Origin of the sequence: Amycolatopsis sp. TNS106 (assembly GCF_019330265.1) — a bacterium.
In the GTDB taxonomy this organism is placed as follows: Bacteria; Actinomycetota; Actinomycetes; order Mycobacteriales; family Pseudonocardiaceae; genus Amycolatopsis; species Amycolatopsis lurida.
On record NZ_CP024972.1, the window covers coordinates 6,149,248 to 6,165,552 of the forward strand.

Below are 16,305 nucleotides of genomic sequence, written 5' to 3' on the forward strand. Positions count from 1 at the left end.
CCCCGTCGAGAGAGACTTGCAGATGATCCCCATTACCGTGGTCGACGTCCGTGACGCGGAGGACCTCGTCGTCGAGGTGCTCCGATCCGGTGTCATCGCACAGGGACCGATGGTCAAGCGCTTCGAGGACGCGTTCGCGAACGTTTCCGGCACCAAACACGCGATCGCCGTCAACAACGGCACCACCGCGCTGGTCGCCGCCATCCAGGCGCTCGACCTGCGGCCGGGCGACGAGGTCATCACCTCGCCGTTCACCTTCGTGGCGACCCTGAACGCGATCCTGGAAGCCGGCGCGACCGTCCGCTTCGCCGACATCCGGCGCGACGACTTCGCGCTCGACCCGGACGCCGTGGCCGCGGCGATCACCGACCGCACCAAGGTCCTCATGCCCGTGCACCTCTACGGGCAGACCGCGGACATGGGCAAGCTCGCGCCGCTGGCCGCCGAGCACGGGCTCCAGGTCATCGAGGACTCCGCGCAGGCCGTCGGCGCGTCGTTCCAGGGCAAGCAGGCCGGTTCCTTCGGCATCGGCTGCTTTTCCTTGTACGCCACCAAGAACGTGACCACCGCCGAGGGCGGCATGATCACCACGGACGACGACGAGCTGGCCGACAGCCTGCGTGTGCTGCGCAACCAGGGCATGCGTTCCCGCTACGAGTACGAGGTCGCCGGGCACAACTACCGGATGACCGACCTGCACGCCGCCGTCGGCATCCCTCAGCTGGAGAAGCTGGACCAGCTCACCGCGGCCCGCCAGGCCAACGCGAAACGCCTCACCGAGGGTCTCGCCGGCACCCCGGGCCTCGACGTCCCGCGGGTCCTGCCGGGCCGCGAACACGTATGGCACCAATACACGGTGCTGGTCGGCCCGCACGCCTTCCTCTCCCGGGACGAACTCGCCGCCGCCCTCACCGAAAAGGGCATCGGCAACGGGATCTACTACCCGAAGATCGTCTTCGACTACGAGTGCTACCGAAACCACCCGCAGATCCCCGACGCGCGTGCCGAGGACTTCCCGGTGGCGTCGTCCATCGTCACGCAGGCGCTTTCGCTGCCGGTGCACCCGTACCTTTCCGAGTCCGATCTGGACACCATCATCGAAACCGTCCGCGAGGCACTCGGCGCATGACCGCCCACAGGATCGCACTCATCGGCACCGGGAACATGGGCTCGCTGCACGCCCGGGTGCTGGCCGCGAACGAGCGCGTGGACCTCGTCCGGGTGATCGATCCGCGTGAAGAGGCGGGGCGCAAGGTCGCCGACCGCTACGAAACCCAGTGGGCGCCCGAAATCGGCTCTCTGTCCGATGTGGACGCCGTCGTGCTCGCTTCGGCCACCGAGGCGCATTACGAGCTGGCACAGGAGATCCTGGGCCAGGGCAAGCCGATGCTGGTCGAGAAGCCGGTGTGCAACAGCTTCGAGTTCTCCCAGGAGATCGTATCGCTGTCGGCGAAGAAGGACATCCCGCTGATGTGCGGGCTCCTGGAGCGCTACAACCCGGCCGTGATGACCGCGCTGGCGCTGGTCAACGAGCCGATCCACCTGATGGCCCGTCGCCACGGCCCGTACGCGCCGCGCATCAAGACCGGTGTGGCGTGGGACCTGCTGGTGCACGACGTCGACCTGGCGATCCAGTTCTTCGGCGGCGCGACCCCGCAGCGGGTCGCCTCCGGCGCGGGCTACTTCCACCCCAGCTCGGTCGAAGGCGCCGAGGACACGATCGAGACGGTGCTGTCGTTCGAGTCCGGGCTCGCCACGGTTTCCGCCTCCCGCCTCGGCCAGCGCAAGGTCCGCTCGCTCTGGGTGTCCGAACTGGACCGCATGATCGAGATCGACCTGCTTCGCCGCGACGTCACCATCTACCGCCACGTCTCGCACGACTCGGTCACCGAAGACGGTCTCGGCTACCGCCAGCAGACCGTCATCGAGATCCCGGAACTGGTCACCGCGCGCGAGCCGCTCGCGACGCAGCTGGACCGGTTCGCCGATCTGCTCGAAGGCAAGGTCGACGCCGACACCGAGCGGGACCTGATCCTCCCGTCGCATGCCGTCGTCGACCAGGTGCTGACACAGGCCGCGGCCTGATCATTTGGTGAGGCGCTGGCCTCGCGCGTCGTACGCGACGAGAGGGGTGAGCACGTACGGCGACTCCACCTGGCCCGGTTCGAACCAGAAGATGACGACCGACGGGTCCTCGCTCCACGGGACGATCTTGGCCTCGACCGGTTTCCCGCGCACGGTACTGGTGATCCGCACCGCCGGACCCGAGAAGTAGCCGAACACCGGCACGAACGTGCCCCGGATCAGATCGCCACCGTCCACGGCGTGGAAACCGAACGACCGGTCGGATCCCTTGAACTCGTTGGCGGCCAGGAGCGCGTCGTAGTCGCCGGCCCCGTTCCGGTACGCGACCTGCAGGCCGAACCTGACGTCCGGCATCTGCGGCTCGTCGATCGCGAAGGCGTGGATCACCAGCTCACGGCCGCCTTCACCCTTGATCCCGAGCGGAATCGCCTCACCGAAAGGCTGCTCCGGCGGTGCCTCGGTGGTCGCCGGGGCCGGGGCCGGCGCGGGGGCGGACGCCGACGGCGGCGTGGGCGCGCTCGCGGCGGGCGGAAGCGGCTGCTGTTCGGAGGAGGAGCCCTTGAGCGCGACCGCGCCGACGATGACCAGCACCGTGACCAGAGTGGCGGCGACCCCGCCCGCGCCGGTCGCGAGACGGCGGCGACGGCGGATCCGCCTGCCCTTGGTCATGATCGCGCCGAGGTCGGGTTCGGCGAAGCCCTCGGCAGGCGGTTCCCGCAATGCCGAACGCAGCGTCTCGAGGTCGGTCATCGTCCCAGCCCCCCGATCAGTTCCGTTCCGTCCTCCGCGGTGATCCGCAGCTTGCTCAGGGCGCGGGAATTGGTGCTCTTCACGGTGCCGATCGAGACACCCAGTTCGCCGGCCACGTCGGATTCCTTCAAATCGAAGAAGTGCCTGAGCACCACGACGGCCCTTTCCCGGTCTGTGAGCGTACGCAACGCGTCAAGCAGCCATTTCCGCTGGACGACGGCACCGGCGACGTCCAGGCCGCTCGGCTGCTCGGGGATGTCCTCCGTGGCGTTCTCGCGGATCGGGCGCCGCCAGCCGTCGATCACATGGTTGACGAGGACCTGCCGCGCGTACGCGTACGCGTCCTTACGGCGTACGCGCGACCAGGCCGCGTACGTTTTCGCGAGCGCCGTCTGGGTGGCGTCCTCGGCCTGGTGACGGTCGCTGGTGAGCAGGTAGGCGGCATGCTGAAGACGGTTCGCCGAGTTCCGCACGAACTCGACGAACTCGTCATCGCCGCGAGCCACCCTGGTCCTCATCTCCGTTCGACGGTTGACCACGGGAAAGGTTGCCTCGACCGCTCAGTCCTTCCGGCGAGTGAACCGGAGCGCGACGACGAGCCCGGCCACGGCCACGGCGACCGCGAGGACAATCCACACCCAGGTCGGCACCAGGCTTTCCGGAGTGGTCTCGCTCACCTGCGGCGCCGGGGAGGCACTGCTCGGCGGGGCCTGGCTGCCGGCGGGGGTCTGGCTCGACGGGCTCGACGGGCTCGGTGCGGCCGCCGGGGCGCTGAGGGTGAACTTCACCGAGCCGCTCGCGGCATGCGAATCGTCGAAGGCCACCTTGTACCGGAGGGTGTACTCGCCCGCCGGCCCGACGGCCTGGACCGGCGCCGTGACGACCGTGCCGGCGACCTCGGCCCGGCCGACCGTCCACGACGCGTTCTCCGGTCCGGTGATCTGGATCGGGTTGTCGTCGGCGAGGGTGACCGGCCCCGAGAAGGTCAGCTTGATCTGCGTCGGCGGTGTCGCCAGCGAAGCGCCCCTGGCCGGGTCACTGCTCTTCAACTCCGAATGGGCCATCGCCGGGGCCGCGGCGCCCACCAGGGCCAACCCGGCGACCAGCAACGACGCGCCGAACCGCTTGAACCTCATCTGACACCCTTCTCAGCGGGGAACTCCCCGCCCGAGCCTAGTAGTCGGATGCCACGGTGCGGTGGTTCCGCTCGTGAGTGGTCAGGGGCGCTGCGCGTGCCGGGTGGTCAGCGCGTCGAGGTCGAGGGTGAGCGGGGTTCCGTCGAAGTCGAGGCTCACCTTGCCGGTGTGCTCGCCGAAGTTCTCGTACTCGCCGTCGATCAAACGGTAGGTGGTCATGTGATCGACGACCGTGCGCTTGCGGACTCGCGGAGCCGTGTCGCGAAAGCCACTTTCGGGACATCAGACGTCGCGAAAGTGGCTTTCGCGACACGCTCGCCGACCCGCCCCGGGTCACTCCGTGAAGTCGCCCGCCGGGGCACCCCAGGAGCCGGGGGTGTCCCCGCGTTCCTCGGCCAGCGCCCGCCGCCGCGCGTTCTCGGCGCGGACACGCTCCACTTCGGACTGGATGTACTCGTCGTCGTACTTCTGGAACACGCGCGCCGGGTTGCCCGCGACCAGGGTGCGCGGCGGGACATCCTTGGCGACCACGGAATTCGGCTGCACGGTGGCGAAATCGCCGATCGTGACGCCCGCCATGATCACCACGAGGCCGCCGATGAAGCAGCCTTTGCCGATCTTCACCGGTTTGCGCTCGATCAGGTCGCTGCCGGAGTGGTTCTGCAGCGTCATGTTCGCGAGCCAGCTGGAATGCGTGAAGATCAGCGTGTTCAGCCCGATGCTGGTGTGCTCGCCGATCTCCAGCCCGCCGCTCGCGTCGAGCGCGGCGCCTTCCCCGATCCAGCAGTGTTCGCCGATCTTCAGGTTCTCCGGGCTGATGATCTTGACCCGTTCGCGAACACGGGTCGACTCCGGCAGTCCGTAGAACCGAGCGCGCTCGGCGTCGTTCATGTACTGCGAGACGAGTTCGGTCAGGATCTGCGGGCGCAGCCGGTTGCTGCGCTCGTCATCGAAGAACATCGGCCTCGGTCACCAGTTTCTCGAAGGTACGCAGGTGTTCCTCGGCGACGACGTCGAGGCCGAAGTTGGCCCGCACCATCGCGCTTTCCCGCTGTGCCACCAAAGCCCGCTTCTCCGGGTCGTCGAGCAGGTCGATGACGGTGTTCGCCACCGCCTCGCTGTCGTCCGGCCGCACCAGCAGGATGTTCTCCCCGTTGCGCAGTTCGATGCCCGGGTAGTTGTCCTCGCTGACCGACGCGATGGTCGCGGTGCCCGAGAGCATCGCCTCCAGCGACGCGGTACCGCAGCCGCCGTTGAGGTCGTGCGTGACGATGTCGGCGGCGGCGAAGTACGCGGGGACGTCGGCCTTCGGCACGGCGCCGGTGACGATGACGGCGTCCGCGACGCCGAGTTCTTCCGCCCGCTTCAGGAAGACGTCGTGGTAGACGCGCCCGACGACGAGCACCTTCACCCCGGGATGTTTGTCCAAAATGGACGGCAGCGCCTCGACGAGCGGGAGCCGGTTGCGCAGGGGGATCACGTGTCCGAGCGAGACGATCACCGGACCGTCACCGAGCCCGTGCTCCGCCCGCACATCGAGAGTCAGCGGCTTCTCGAAGTTCCCGGTGTCGACGGCGATCGGGAAGTAGTCCGAGTTCGCGTCGCTCGTGCCGTAGCGCTCGACGCAGTAGTCGACCCCGAGTTTGTCGAGGATGACGTACCGCGGCTTGAGATAGCGCAGGATCGGGTTCACCAGCACGCTGTCCAGGAACCGGAACACGCCGCCGTACAGCTTGTTGTCGCTGATCAGCAGCGTGTGGATGGTCAGCAGCATCGGCAGCCTGTGCCGCCGCGCGTACAGCCCGGCCAGCCACGACAGATCGAAGAACTGCCCGTGCAGGTGGACGGCGTCCGGCTTGAACTCGTCCAGCAGCTTCCACAGCCGCCGCCAGTTCCCCGGCCTCAGCGAGGCGAAACTCATGTCGAAGTCGATCGACAGGCCCAGTTGCGGCATCTTCACCGCGGGCAGGCGGACGACGCGATAGCCGTCCTTCGTCTCGTCGGCCGGGGCGTCGGCGTAGGCGGCGGTGATCGCGAGCACCTCGTGCCCGCGCGCCGCGTACTGCTCGGCCAGGGACGCCGCCATGTGCGCGCTTCCGCCCACCCTCGGCGGGAAGAAGTTGTTCACCACGGCGATACGCATGGGGCGGCTCTCCCCCGGCGCCATCACCATGCCGTCTCCGCGGAAAAGAATGCCTCGACGGAACTCACTCCGAAGCCTTCACCAGTTCGCGCATGCCCTCTTCCACGGTGATCTTCGGCTCCCAGCCGAGGACCTCACGGGCACGGGTGATGTCCGCGGCGCGGCGCGAGACCAGCACCTCTCGCTCGTTGAACTGCGGCTCGACGTCGACGCCGACGGCGTCGATGAGGATCCGCGCCAGCGTCGCGATGGAGGTGTCGATCCCGGTGCCGATGTTGATCGGCAGGTTCGCCTGCTCCGACTCGAGCGCCGCGACGACGGCGCGAGCCAGGTCCGTGACGTGCACGAAGTCCATCGACTGGTCACCGCGGCCGTCGATGACCGGCGGCTGGCCGGCGCGCAGGCGCTGGATGAAGTGGTTGATCACCGACGTGTAGTAGGCCTCGATCTTCTGGCCGGGGCCGTACACGTTGAAGAACCGCAACGCGTTCCAGGACAGGCCCTTGGTGCGCTCGTAGAAGCCGAGCATGTCCTCGCCCGCGCGCTTCGAGATGCAGTAGGGCGTGAGCGGCTTGAGCTCGTCGTCCTCGTGCATCGGCAGCCGCTTCGGGTCGCCGTAGACGGACGCGGTCGAGGCGAACACCACCCGCTCGACACCCTCGTCCGCCGCGGCGGCGAAGACGTTGTGGTTGCCGACCATGTTGATGTCGATGGACTCGTGCGGGTCCGCGACCGACTTGTTGATCGACACGGTGGCGAAGTGGATGACGTGCGTGCAGCCGCGCATGGCCTCGCGCACGGCGCCGCCGTAGCGGACGTCCTTCTCGACCAGCTCGACCTTGCCCGTGGCGACGAACTCGTTGATCCGGGCGCGGTCGCCGCGGGTCATGTTGTCGAAGACGCGGACGGTGTAACCGCCCTCGATCAGCATCGGGATGACGTGCGCGGCGATGAAACCGCCGCCCCCGGTGAAGAAGACCTTCTTGTCGGGCATTTCTCTCCTAGCTCGGCAGTGCGGCGCTGACGGTCCCGATGACCCGGTCGACCTGGGCATCGGTGAGGTTGGCGTGCATCGGGACGGCGAGATGACGGGCGAAGAGGTCCGCCGATACCGGCAAGGTCTGCTTCTTGCCGTAGATGGGCTGGAGGTGCGAGGCGTAGGTGCCGAAGTTGCACTGCACGCCCTGTTCGCGGATCCGCAGCGCGAGCGCGTCGCGGTCGATCTCCGGGGCCACGGTGAGGATGTAGGCCTGCCACGGGTGCTCGCGGTCCGGCAGTTCCACCGGTACGTCGAGACCGGGCAGGTTCTCGAACGCCTCGTGGTAGCGCTTGGCCACCGAACGGCGGGCCGAGAGCAGGTCCGGGAGCCGGTCCAGCTGCACGTTCATGATCGCGGCCTGCACGTCCGAGAGCCGGAAGTTGTAACCCAGCTCGTGGAACTCCGGGATCGGGAGCGCGCCGGAACCCTCGCGGGTGATGGCGGGCTCGATGCCGTAGGTGTGCAGCTTGCGCGCGTGCGCGATGAGGTCTTCGCGGTCCGAGACCAGCGCGCCACCCTCGCCCGCGGTGATGCCCTTGCGGCCGTGGAAGGAGAACGCGGCCAGGTCGGCGAGGCTGCCCGCCGGGCGGCTCTTGTACGTCGCGCCCGCGGCGCAGGCGGCGTCCTCGAACAGCCACAGGCCGTGCTTGTCGGCGATGGCGCGGTACTCGTCGAAGTCACCGGGCTGCCCGGCGACGTCGACGGCGAGGATGCCGACCGTGCGCGGGGTGATCAGGGCTTCGATCGACGCCGGGTCGGCGCTCCAGACGTCGGGTCGGACGTCCGCGAACACCGGGGTCGCGCCGGCCTGGAGCACGGCGTGGCCGGTGGCGGGGAACGTGTAGTCGCCGACGATGACCTCGTCGCCCGGCTTCACGCCGAGCACACGCAACCCGAGGAAGAGTGCCGAGCCACAGTTGCTGGTGGTCAAGGCGTGCGCGGTGCCGACGGTCTTCGCGAAGCGTTCCTCGAAACGACGGCACGAGGGGCCGGCACCGGCCAGCCAGCCGGATCGGAAGACCTCCGCCACGGCGGCGAGTTCTTCGTCGCCGACGGTCGGCTGACCGAGGACCACGGGTTCCTGCTCAGACATACCTCTCCCATTGCGTGGGGACCCGGCGAAGTGTATAGACGCCGATCGGCGTAGTTCGGGCGGGCTGGATCCGCCCAGGTCAGCGACGCCCTACTCTTTAGCCCATGCGATTCGGCGTGCTGGGGGCGACGGAGGTGCGCCGCGACGACGGCGCCGCCGTCCCGATCGGCGGGCCCAGGGTGCGGACGTTGCTCGCGTTGCTCGCGCTGGAGGCGGGCCGGATCGTCCCGGCGGAGCGGCTCATCGACGGCCTCTATGGCGAGCAGCCACCCGAAGGCGTGGCGAACGCGCTGCAATCCCAGGTCTCGCGGCTACGCGGCGCGCTGAAGGAACTCGCGCCCGTCGAGTTCAGCCCGGCGGGCTATCGGCTCGTCGTGGATCCCGACGACGTCGACGTGCACCGGTTCGAGCGGCTCGCCACCGAGGGACGACGCGCTCTCACGGCGGGAGATGCCGCGAAGGCGGCGGAACTGCTTCGCGACGCTCTCGCGCTCTGGCGTGGCCCGGCCTTCGCGGACATCACCGACGCGCCGTTCCGGGATCCACAGGTCGCCAGGCTGAACGAGCTGAAGACGTCGGCGATCGAAGACCGCGCCGAGGCCGAGTTGAAGCTGGGAAGACACGAAGGAGTCCTCGCCCAGCTTCGCGAGGTCGTCGACGAGCAGCCCTTGCGGGAACGGCTCCGCGCGCTGCTGATTCGCGCGTTGCACGCCGCGGGACGGCAGGCCGACGCGCTCACCGCGTTCGAGGAAGCCCGCCGGGTACTGGCCGACGAACTCGGCGCCGACCCCGGCCCCGATCTCGCCGCCGCGCATCTGGCCGTGCTCCGCGGTGAGACGCCGCCGGTCAAGACAGCGCCCATCGAGACCACGGCGTTGCCCGCGCAGCTCACCAGCTTCATCGGCCGTGAAGGCGATCTCCGGCACCTGCTCGGCAGGCTGGAGAGTTCGCGGCTGGTGACGCTGACCGGACCGGGCGGGGCAGGCAAGACTCGGCTGGCCATCGAGACGGCGGCCGCCGTGGACCTCCCCGCGGTCTTCGTCGAGCTCGCTCCGTACACCGAGGACGCGGATGTCGCCCACGCCGTGCTGACCGCGCTCGGCCTGCGAACGGTCCCGCTCGGAACGGTCACCGCCCCGGTGGAGAACGCGCCGCTGGAGCGGCTGATCGACGCGCTGGCCGACCGCGCGGTCCTGCTGGTGCTCGACAATTGCGAGCACCTGGTCGAGGGCGCCGCGAAACTGGCCGCCCGGCTGCTCGGCGCGGCGCCCGCGCTGCGGGTGCTCGCCACCAGCCGCGAACCGCTGGGTATCACCGGGGAGGTGGTCTCCCCTGTGCCGCGGCTCGCCGTGCCGCCGCCGGGCACGCCGCCCGCGCGGTCGCTGGAATTCGCCGCCGTCCGCCTGTTCGCCGACCGCGCGCGAGCGGGCGATCCGGGTTTCACGGTCGACGAAGACACCGCGGGCGACGTCCAGCGGGTCTGCGCCGCGCTCGACGGGCTGCCGCTGGCCATCGAACTCGCCGCCGCGCGGGTGCGGACCCTGCCGGTCGGCGAGATCGCCGCCCGGCTGGGTTCATGGCCTCTCGGTGGGAAAGCGCACCTCGAGGGCGACGACCGGTTCGGCCTGCTTTCGCGGGGCAGCCGGGTCGCCGAGAGCCGTCACCGCACCCTGCGCGCCGTCGTCGAGTGGAGCTGGGATCTGCTCGACGAGGACGAACGCCTGCTCGCCAGGCGGCTGACCGTCTTCGCGGGCGGCACGACCCTGGCCGACGCCGAAGCGGTCTGCGCCGTGCCGGACATCGCGGAGCTGCTTCCGTCCCTTGTGGACAGATCGCTCGTCGAGCGCACCGGGAACCGGTATCGGATGCTCGAAACCATCCGCGCGTTCTTCGCCGGAAAACTCGCCGAAGCGGGCGAAACCGAACACTTGCGGCGCGCGCACGCCGAGCATTTCCTCGCACTGGCCGAAAAAGCGGATCCGCTGCTGCGCACCGGCGAGCAACTGGTCTGGCTCGATCGGCTCGATGCCGCCTACGACGATCTCCTGGCCGCGTTGCGCTGGGCCGCCGACTCCGACGTGCGGATCGCGCTGAGGCTTTCGGCTTCGCTGGTGACGTACTGGTGGATGCGCGGCCGCCGCTTCGAGGGCTCGACGCTGTGCTTGGAAGTGGTCAAACGGCTCGGGGAGCGGGCGCCGGACGGGCTCGAAGAGGAGTACCAGCTCTGCGTGCTCACCGCCGCCGCGGGGCTGCGGGGCCACGAGGCGCTCGACCGGCACCTGCCGCTCGTGGACGGCCTCATGCTGAGCCTCGTCAAGGCGCCCCGGAACCCGGCGCTACTGCTGTTGATGGGTGTCGTGACCGGACCGCCAGGTGACGACGACGCGCTGATCGAACGCAGCCGGGTGCTGCTGGCGAACAGCGACGCCTGGAGCCTCGCCCTCGCGCCGACCGGTTACGGCCTCCGCGCGCTGATGCAGGGCGACCTCGGCACGGCGGAGGAATTTCTGCGCGAGGGGGCGCAGGCGTTCCGCTCGCTCGGGGAACGCTGGGGCCTTTCCATGGCCCTCGACCATCTGTCGCAGATCCTGATCTGGACGAACCGGCAGGCCGAAGCGCTCGAAACGATGAACGAGGCCTTGCGGCTGATGCGGGAACTCGGCGCGTCCGACGACAACGCCGACCTGCTGTGCCGACGCGGCGGCAGCAAACTGCTCCACGGCGACGCGGCGGGCGCGCGTGCGGATTTCGAACTCGCCATCGAGATCGCGCGCCGCGCCGGGATGCCCGAAAGCCGGGCGGCCGGGTACGTGGGGCTGTCGCTCCTCGCCCGGCACGAGGGCGATCTGGCGGCGGCCCGCGCGCTGAGCGAACGCGCTCTCGCGGAGTGTCCCGGTGGTTCGTTCGCGGCCGAAGGGGTGCGGGCCGGCGCGAAGATCTCCCTCGGCTGGGTCCTTGCCGCCGAGGGGGACGTCGACGGGGCCGAGGAACTGCACCGGCTGGCGCTGGTGTCGGCGGACCGCTGGCACGACAGCATCACCATGGCCTGCGCCGTCGAGGGTCTCGCCGGGGTCGCGCTGATCCGGGGCGACGCCGAGCGGGCGGCGGTCCTGATCGGCGCGGCGGTGACCATCCGGGGCACCCCGTTCGCCGTCGATCTGGACGCCGCCCTGCTCAGGACGACCGTGCGGGAACGGCTCGGTGACGACTTCGACCGGGCCTACCGTCGCGGACTCGGCCTGCGGGACACCGCTCAGCTGCCCTAGGCGTGGGTCAGCTGCGTGCCCTGCGGCGCGAAGCGGCCGACGGCCTCGGCGAGGAACCGCTGGTCGAGTTCGGTGTCCTGGACCGCGACGTACAGCGGTGCGGCGTTGATCGGGACCGCGCCCAGGCGGGTCATCCCGGGACCGACCGGGTCGAGGGTGAGCCGGGTGACGTCACGCCACGGCACGACCGTCCGCTCGATCCGGACGCCCACCGCGTCCAGTTCGAAGAGCACCCACTGCTGGTCGTGCAGCGACTTCACGTAGGCGATGGTGCCGACGCCGCCGGCGATCAGGACGATACGCAGCGCACCGGGCGCCTCGATCGAACCGAGCAGGGCGGCGATCCCGAAGAAGGCCACCAGGAGCCCGGTCAGTTTCGCTCCGCCGACCAGGCCCGCGTTCGGCTTGTGCACGCGGAACCGCACGGCGCGCACCAGGTATCTGGTGAGTACCCCGCCGCCGACCGCGGCGGCCAGCCCGAGCATCGTCACCACCAGCGAAACCGGTGAGAAGTCCGCGAAGACGTTGTAGCCGGCGACCAGCGCGACGAACCCGCCGGCGACGGTCAGCATCAGCGCGAGCTTGCCTTTGCGCACGTCCTGCTCGCGGCGTTGGAGGGCGGCCTGGTCCGGCGCGGCGAGGAAGCCGCCGTCGATGTTCCTCATCGGGCGTCACGCTGCGCTTCGGCCGCCGCGCGGCGCTCACGCTGACGGCGGTCGAGGACGTACAGCAGCACGCCGGCGCCGGCGCTCACGGCGGCGTAGAGCAGGTCCTGCAGGCCGTCGTCGGGGTAGCCGGTGGAGAACTCGACCATCGCGAGCGCGACGAAGAGGACGCTGAGGACGGCCCCGCCGATGATGTACACCTTGTTGCTGAGCATGGTTTCCCTCGCTTGTCGTTGCCTGGTGGGACCACTTTCGCCCGGGGCACATGACATTCCGATGACAGCCACCGGCACGTTCGTCAGCCCTTGGTGCGTGAACGGTCAGCGGCGGCGGACACCCTCCGGGGCATGACCTACGTAGCCGGTTCTCCCGAAGACTTCCTCGCCGTGCGGCATCTGACGCTGCGCGGCTCCCAGGCCGAAATCGGCCATGCCCTCGGCGCCGAGGTGAAGGCGCGCTCGGCCTGGTCGCCGCCGTCGCTCGATCCGATCGTGGCCAAGGCGCGGCGTAGCTGGTTCGCCCGGAACTGGCCCCAGTACGCGGCGCGCACGGCCGGGTTCGCCGAGGCGCACGGGTTCGCCGCCGACGCGGCGGTCTCCTTCGACGACGCGAGTGCCTTGCCCCCTGGATCGGGTTGTTCGGCGCTCTGGACGGGGACCGAACTCGGCCGCAACTACGACTTCTTCACCATGAGCTGGACTCAGCTGGGTGCGGCGCTGGCCGGTGAGGAGCCGGTCGACGACGGGACCGTGCCGATGGCGTCACGGCCCTACGTCCTGACGACGATCCCCGACGACGGCATCGCCTCGACGGCCCTCACGATGTCCACAATGGACGGTGGAACGGAGGGGGTCAACGAAGCGGGACTCGTCGTCGCGCTGCTGATGGCCGAGGTCGAGACGGCCATGCCGCTGGAGCACGGTCCGCAGGCGGGCCTGTCGGTACTGCAGGTGTGCCGGTATCTGCTGGACACCTGCGAAACCGTCGACGAGGCCAAGGAAGCGCTGATGCTCGCCAAGCAGTACGCGCACGGCGCGCCCTGCCACTACATCGTCGCCGACGCCTCCGGCCGCGGCTTCGTGTACGAACGCGGAGCGCACGACGTCGAGTACTTCGTCGAGGTGGCCGACGGGCCGTTGTGCGTCACGAACCACCTGCTGCACCGTCATCCCGATCTCGACGCGCTGCCCGAGGACACCCCGGAGACCATGCGCACCTACGAGCGGCTTCGCACCGTCACCAAGGAAGCGGACGCCGGGCCGCGCGACGCGCTCGACGCGGTGTCCTTCGCCGTCGAGCCCGGCGCGCCGTGGCGGACGTTGTGGCGCAGCGTCCTCGACCCGTCGTCCCGGACGCTGAGCACGCGGTTCTACCTGGGTGACGGCGAGAACGGTACCGCGCGGCACACGCCGGAACTCACGTTCGGCGTTTCACGGTGACCATCGGCAAGGGCCGCAAGATCGGCACCGTCGCGGTCTGCGTGCTGGCGCAGCTGCTGATCGCGATCGACCTGACCGTGCTGCACCTGGTGCTGCCGTCGCTTTCGGAGCAGATGCACCCATCGACGACGGAACTGCTGTGGATCGCCGACGCGTACGGTTTCGCGCTCGCCGGGCTGCTGATCACGATGGGGAACATCGGCGACCGGGTCGGGCGGAAGAAGCTGCTGCTGATCGGGGCGTCGCTGTTCGGTGTCGCTTCGGTGATCACGGCGTACGCGCCGACGGCGGAACTCCTGATCGCCGCCCGCGCGTTGCTCGGGATCGCCGCCGCGACACTGATGCCGTCGACGCTGTCGATCCTGCGGAACGTGTTCACCGGCAAGGAACGCGCGGCCGTGATCGGGATTTCGAGCGGGCTGACGATCCTCGGTTTCGGCATGGGACCGCTCGTCGGCGGGGTCCTGCTCGACCACTTCTGGTGGGGATCGGTGTTCCTGGTCAACGTGCCGGTGGTGGTGGTCATGGTGATCGCGGGCGCGCTGATCCTGCCCGAATCGAAGAACCCGGTGGCCCATCGCATCGACGTGCCCAGCGTGCTGCTCTCCCTCGTCGGCATGGTCGGGATCGTCTACACGATCAAGGAAGTCGCGTACAAGGGCTGGGGACACTGGGACGTCGGGGTCGCCGCCGTGCTCGGCCTCGGCTGCCTGCTGGCGTTCGTCCTGCGGCAGCCGCGGCTGGCCGAACCGCTGATGGACCTGAAGCTGTTCGCCCAGCGGGCGTTCTCGGCGACCGTCGGCACCACGATCCTGGCGATGTTCGCGCAGCTCGCGGTGTCGCTGATGTTCGCGCAGTACCTGCAGCTGGTGGCGGGCTGGTCGCCGCTGAAGGCCGGGCTCGCCGGGCTGCCCGGGATGGGCGGCGCGATCCTCGGCGGTGTGCTCGCCCCACTGGGGATCAAGGCCTTCGGCCGCGCCGCCACGATCGCGCTCGGCTGTGCCCTGTCGGCGGTCGGCTTCGCGTTGTACTCGGGCGTCGCCGTGACGATCGTCTACACGGACCTGCTCGCCGCGATGATCGTCTTCGGGGTCGGCCTGGCGCTGATCCTCACCGTCGCGACGGACACGGTGCTCGGCGTCGTGCCGAAGGCCAGGGCGGGCGCGGCGTCGGCGATCTCCGAGACGGCGACCGAGCTCGGTGGGGCGCTCGGGATCGCCGTCCTCGGCAGTGCGCTCGGTGCGCTGTACCGGAACGAACTCGTCGTCCCGCCGGGTGTGCCACCCGAAGCGATTTCGGACACCCTGGGCGGCGCCGTCCAGGTCGCGGCGCAACTCCCACCGGAACAAGGCGCGCTGGTTCTGGCCAGTGCGAAGTCGGCGTTCGTCGACGGGTTACAGGTGACGATGGTGTGCTCGGCGGGATTGATGGCGTTGCTGGCGGTCAGCGTGCTGTTCACCTTGCGAGGGGTGCCGAAGGTCCTCGAAGACCCCGACGCGGAACCTGCTCCGGTGCCCGCCCCGGTGGCTGTGTCCTGATCGCGCGTGAAGGCCCCCTTGCCTCGGCTGACCCGAGGGAAGGGGGCCTTCACGCGCGATCGTCAGCGCGGGCCGGCCAACGGCACGGCGCGTTTGTCGCCGGACCGGACCATGGCCAGCAAGGGTTTCGCGGCCACCGCGAGCAGCCGGGCCGCGAACGTGCGGCCGTTGCGGCGCGCGATGTCCGGGCCGAAGGCGTCCATGAGCGCGACGAGCCCCGGCAGGGGCCGGACGAACAGCGTCACTTCGGCGATGAGCCCGTCTTCGCCGAGTTTCAGTACCGCCGCCTCTTCGATCTCCTCGCCGCCGATACGCGCGGTGTAGACGACGACCCGCGTCGCCTCGTCGCCGGTGTCGGTGTGGAACCGGACGTCGCGCAGATGCGAGTACGCGACCTCCAGCAACGGCCGGAGTTCCGCGTGCCCGGTGAACCGGACGCGGCTCGTCAACGGTGACCGCACGACAGCGTCCGGCGCGAAGGCGCTCAGCGCGAGTTCGACGTCTCGGGTTTCGAGAGCGCGGCGGTACCGCTCGGCGGTTTCGATGCTCATATGTCCTCCTGGATCAGGTTCCCCAGCCCACGCCACAACAGGTCCGCTGTGAGCGCGACGACCTGCTCCCGCGGGATGTCGCGGTTGCTCCACCACCAGGTGGCGATGGCGTTCAGTGCGCTCTTCGCCGCTTCGGCGAGCGCCTCGTTCGCGCGGTCGCGCGGCAGGTCCGCGGTCAGCGCCAGACCGGGGACACGGGCGAACACCTCGGTCAGCTGCCCCGTGGCCCTGTCCTGCCCGCGCCGGTGCACCTCGGCGACCGCCTCGTCGGACGGCGTCTCGGCGAAGATCATCCGCCAGCCGCGTTCGTTCGTCTCCATCCAGGCGAAGATCGCCGCCACCCGGCCACGCAGCAATCCCTCGGCGGTGTCCGACGGCGGCAGCTCCGCCCAGCCTGCCAGCAGGCTGTCCACTTCGGACTCCAGGAGCCCGGCGTACAGCGCGGCCTTGGACGGGAAGTGGTCGTAGAGCACGGGTGTGCTGATACCGGCGGCCGTCGCGACCTCGCGCATCCCGGCCGCGTCGTAGCCGGACGCGGCGAACACCCGCGCCGCCGCGGCGAGGATCCGCTCCCGGCGTTCTTCCCTGCTCAAGCGCTTA

The 16,305-nt window shown here is 69.7% G+C and carries 17 protein-coding genes; 5 read left to right on the forward strand and 12 right to left on the reverse strand.

Annotated elements, in window-relative coordinates; all coding sequences use genetic code 11:
* Positions 1–22 precede the first annotated feature (22 nt).
* Together CVV72_RS28060 and CVV72_RS28065 are read left to right on the forward strand one after the other, a co-directional pair.
* Positions 23–1,129: a DegT/DnrJ/EryC1/StrS aminotransferase family protein gene (locus CVV72_RS28060; RefSeq protein WP_219146560.1), complete on the forward strand. Its 1,107-nt coding sequence runs from the start codon at positions 23–25 to the stop codon at positions 1,127–1,129.
* Positions 1,126–2,085, forward strand: coding sequence for a Gfo/Idh/MocA family protein (locus tag CVV72_RS28065; RefSeq protein ID WP_219146562.1), 960 nt, complete (start codon positions 1,126–1,128; stop codon positions 2,083–2,085). The genes CVV72_RS28060 and CVV72_RS28065 overlap by 4 nt, the downstream gene beginning before the upstream one ends.
* Here CVV72_RS28065 and CVV72_RS28070 read toward each other — a convergent pair whose 3' ends face one another.
* From CVV72_RS28070 to CVV72_RS28105, 8 genes are all read right to left on the reverse strand, one after another.
* Positions 2,086–2,835 carry a hypothetical protein gene (locus CVV72_RS28070; RefSeq protein WP_219146563.1) on the reverse strand — a complete coding sequence of 250 codons (750 nt, stop codon included), beginning with the start codon at positions 2,833–2,835 and terminating at the stop codon, positions 2,086–2,088. It abuts the gene before it with no gap.
* On the reverse strand, positions 2,832–3,341 hold the full coding sequence (locus CVV72_RS28075) for a SigE family RNA polymerase sigma factor (RefSeq protein ID WP_034309740.1): 510 nt from the start codon (positions 3,339–3,341) through the stop codon (positions 2,832–2,834). Before CVV72_RS28075 ends, CVV72_RS28070 begins: the two co-directional genes overlap by 4 nt.
* A 54-nt stretch (positions 3,342–3,395) precedes the next feature.
* Positions 3,396–3,971: a copper resistance CopC family protein gene (locus CVV72_RS28080; protein WP_219146565.1), complete on the reverse strand. Its 576-nt coding sequence runs from the start codon at positions 3,969–3,971 to the stop codon at positions 3,396–3,398.
* 81 nt (positions 3,972–4,052) lie between these two features.
* Positions 4,053–4,190 (reverse strand): hypothetical protein, encoded by a 138-nt coding sequence (locus tag CVV72_RS28085; protein WP_255632289.1) that lies wholly within the window; start codon positions 4,188–4,190, stop codon positions 4,053–4,055.
* A 114-nt stretch (positions 4,191–4,304) separates the two neighbouring features.
* Positions 4,305–4,931: a DapH/DapD/GlmU-related protein gene (locus tag CVV72_RS28090; RefSeq protein WP_034309733.1), complete on the reverse strand. Its 627-nt coding sequence runs from the start codon at positions 4,929–4,931 to the stop codon at positions 4,305–4,307.
* The gene (locus CVV72_RS28095; RefSeq protein WP_219146568.1) at positions 4,918–6,114 is read right to left on the reverse strand and encodes a glycosyltransferase family 4 protein; all 1,197 of its coding nucleotides are present in this window, start codon (positions 6,112–6,114) and stop codon (positions 4,918–4,920) included. The genes CVV72_RS28090 and CVV72_RS28095 overlap by 14 nt, the downstream gene beginning before the upstream one ends.
* A gap of 64 nt (positions 6,115–6,178) precedes the next feature.
* Positions 6,179–7,108 (reverse strand): NAD-dependent epimerase/dehydratase family protein, encoded by a 930-nt coding sequence (locus tag CVV72_RS28100; protein WP_219146570.1) that lies wholly within the window; start codon positions 7,106–7,108, stop codon positions 6,179–6,181.
* 7 nt (positions 7,109–7,115) lie between these two features.
* Complete coding sequence (locus CVV72_RS28105; protein ID WP_219146572.1) at positions 7,116–8,246, reverse strand: DegT/DnrJ/EryC1/StrS aminotransferase family protein; 1,131 nt, start codon at positions 8,244–8,246, stop codon at positions 7,116–7,118.
* 104 nt (positions 8,247–8,350) lie between these two features.
* On the opposite strand from CVV72_RS28105, the gene CVV72_RS28110 reads away from it, so the two are divergent.
* Complete coding sequence (locus tag CVV72_RS28110) at positions 8,351–11,512, forward strand: BTAD domain-containing putative transcriptional regulator (RefSeq protein ID WP_219146574.1); 3,162 nt, start codon at positions 8,351–8,353, stop codon at positions 11,510–11,512.
* On the opposite strand, the gene CVV72_RS28115 is transcribed toward CVV72_RS28110, so the two are convergent.
* Positions 11,509–12,177 carry a hypothetical protein gene (locus tag CVV72_RS28115; RefSeq protein WP_219146576.1) on the reverse strand — a complete coding sequence of 223 codons (669 nt, stop codon included), beginning with the start codon at positions 12,175–12,177 and terminating at the stop codon, positions 11,509–11,511. The genes CVV72_RS28110 and CVV72_RS28115 overlap by 4 nt on opposite strands.
* Entirely contained in the window at positions 12,174–12,392 is a 219-nt protein-coding gene (locus CVV72_RS28120; RefSeq protein WP_219146578.1) for a hypothetical protein, read from the reverse strand. Before CVV72_RS28120 ends, CVV72_RS28115 begins: the two co-directional genes overlap by 4 nt.
* Before the next feature lie 132 nt (positions 12,393–12,524).
* On the opposite strand from CVV72_RS28120, the gene CVV72_RS28125 reads away from it, so the two are divergent.
* Entirely contained in the window at positions 12,525–13,616 is a 1,092-nt protein-coding gene (locus tag CVV72_RS28125; RefSeq protein WP_219146580.1) for a C45 family peptidase, read from the forward strand.
* The gene (locus tag CVV72_RS28130) at positions 13,613–15,154 is read left to right on the forward strand and encodes an MFS transporter (RefSeq protein WP_219146582.1); all 1,542 of its coding nucleotides are present in this window, start codon (positions 13,613–13,615) and stop codon (positions 15,152–15,154) included. Before CVV72_RS28125 ends, CVV72_RS28130 begins: the two co-directional genes overlap by 4 nt.
* 62 nt (positions 15,155–15,216) lie before the next feature.
* Here CVV72_RS28130 and CVV72_RS28135 read toward each other — a convergent pair whose 3' ends face one another.
* Positions 15,217–15,705, reverse strand: a complete 489-nt coding sequence (locus CVV72_RS28135) for a nuclear transport factor 2 family protein (protein WP_219146584.1) — start codon at positions 15,703–15,705, stop codon at positions 15,217–15,219.
* A complete protein-coding gene (locus CVV72_RS28140; RefSeq protein WP_219146587.1) occupies positions 15,702–16,298 on the reverse strand; it encodes a TetR/AcrR family transcriptional regulator in 597 nt (198 codons plus the stop codon). Before CVV72_RS28140 ends, CVV72_RS28135 begins: the two co-directional genes overlap by 4 nt.
* Positions 16,299–16,305: the final 7 nt, after the last annotated feature.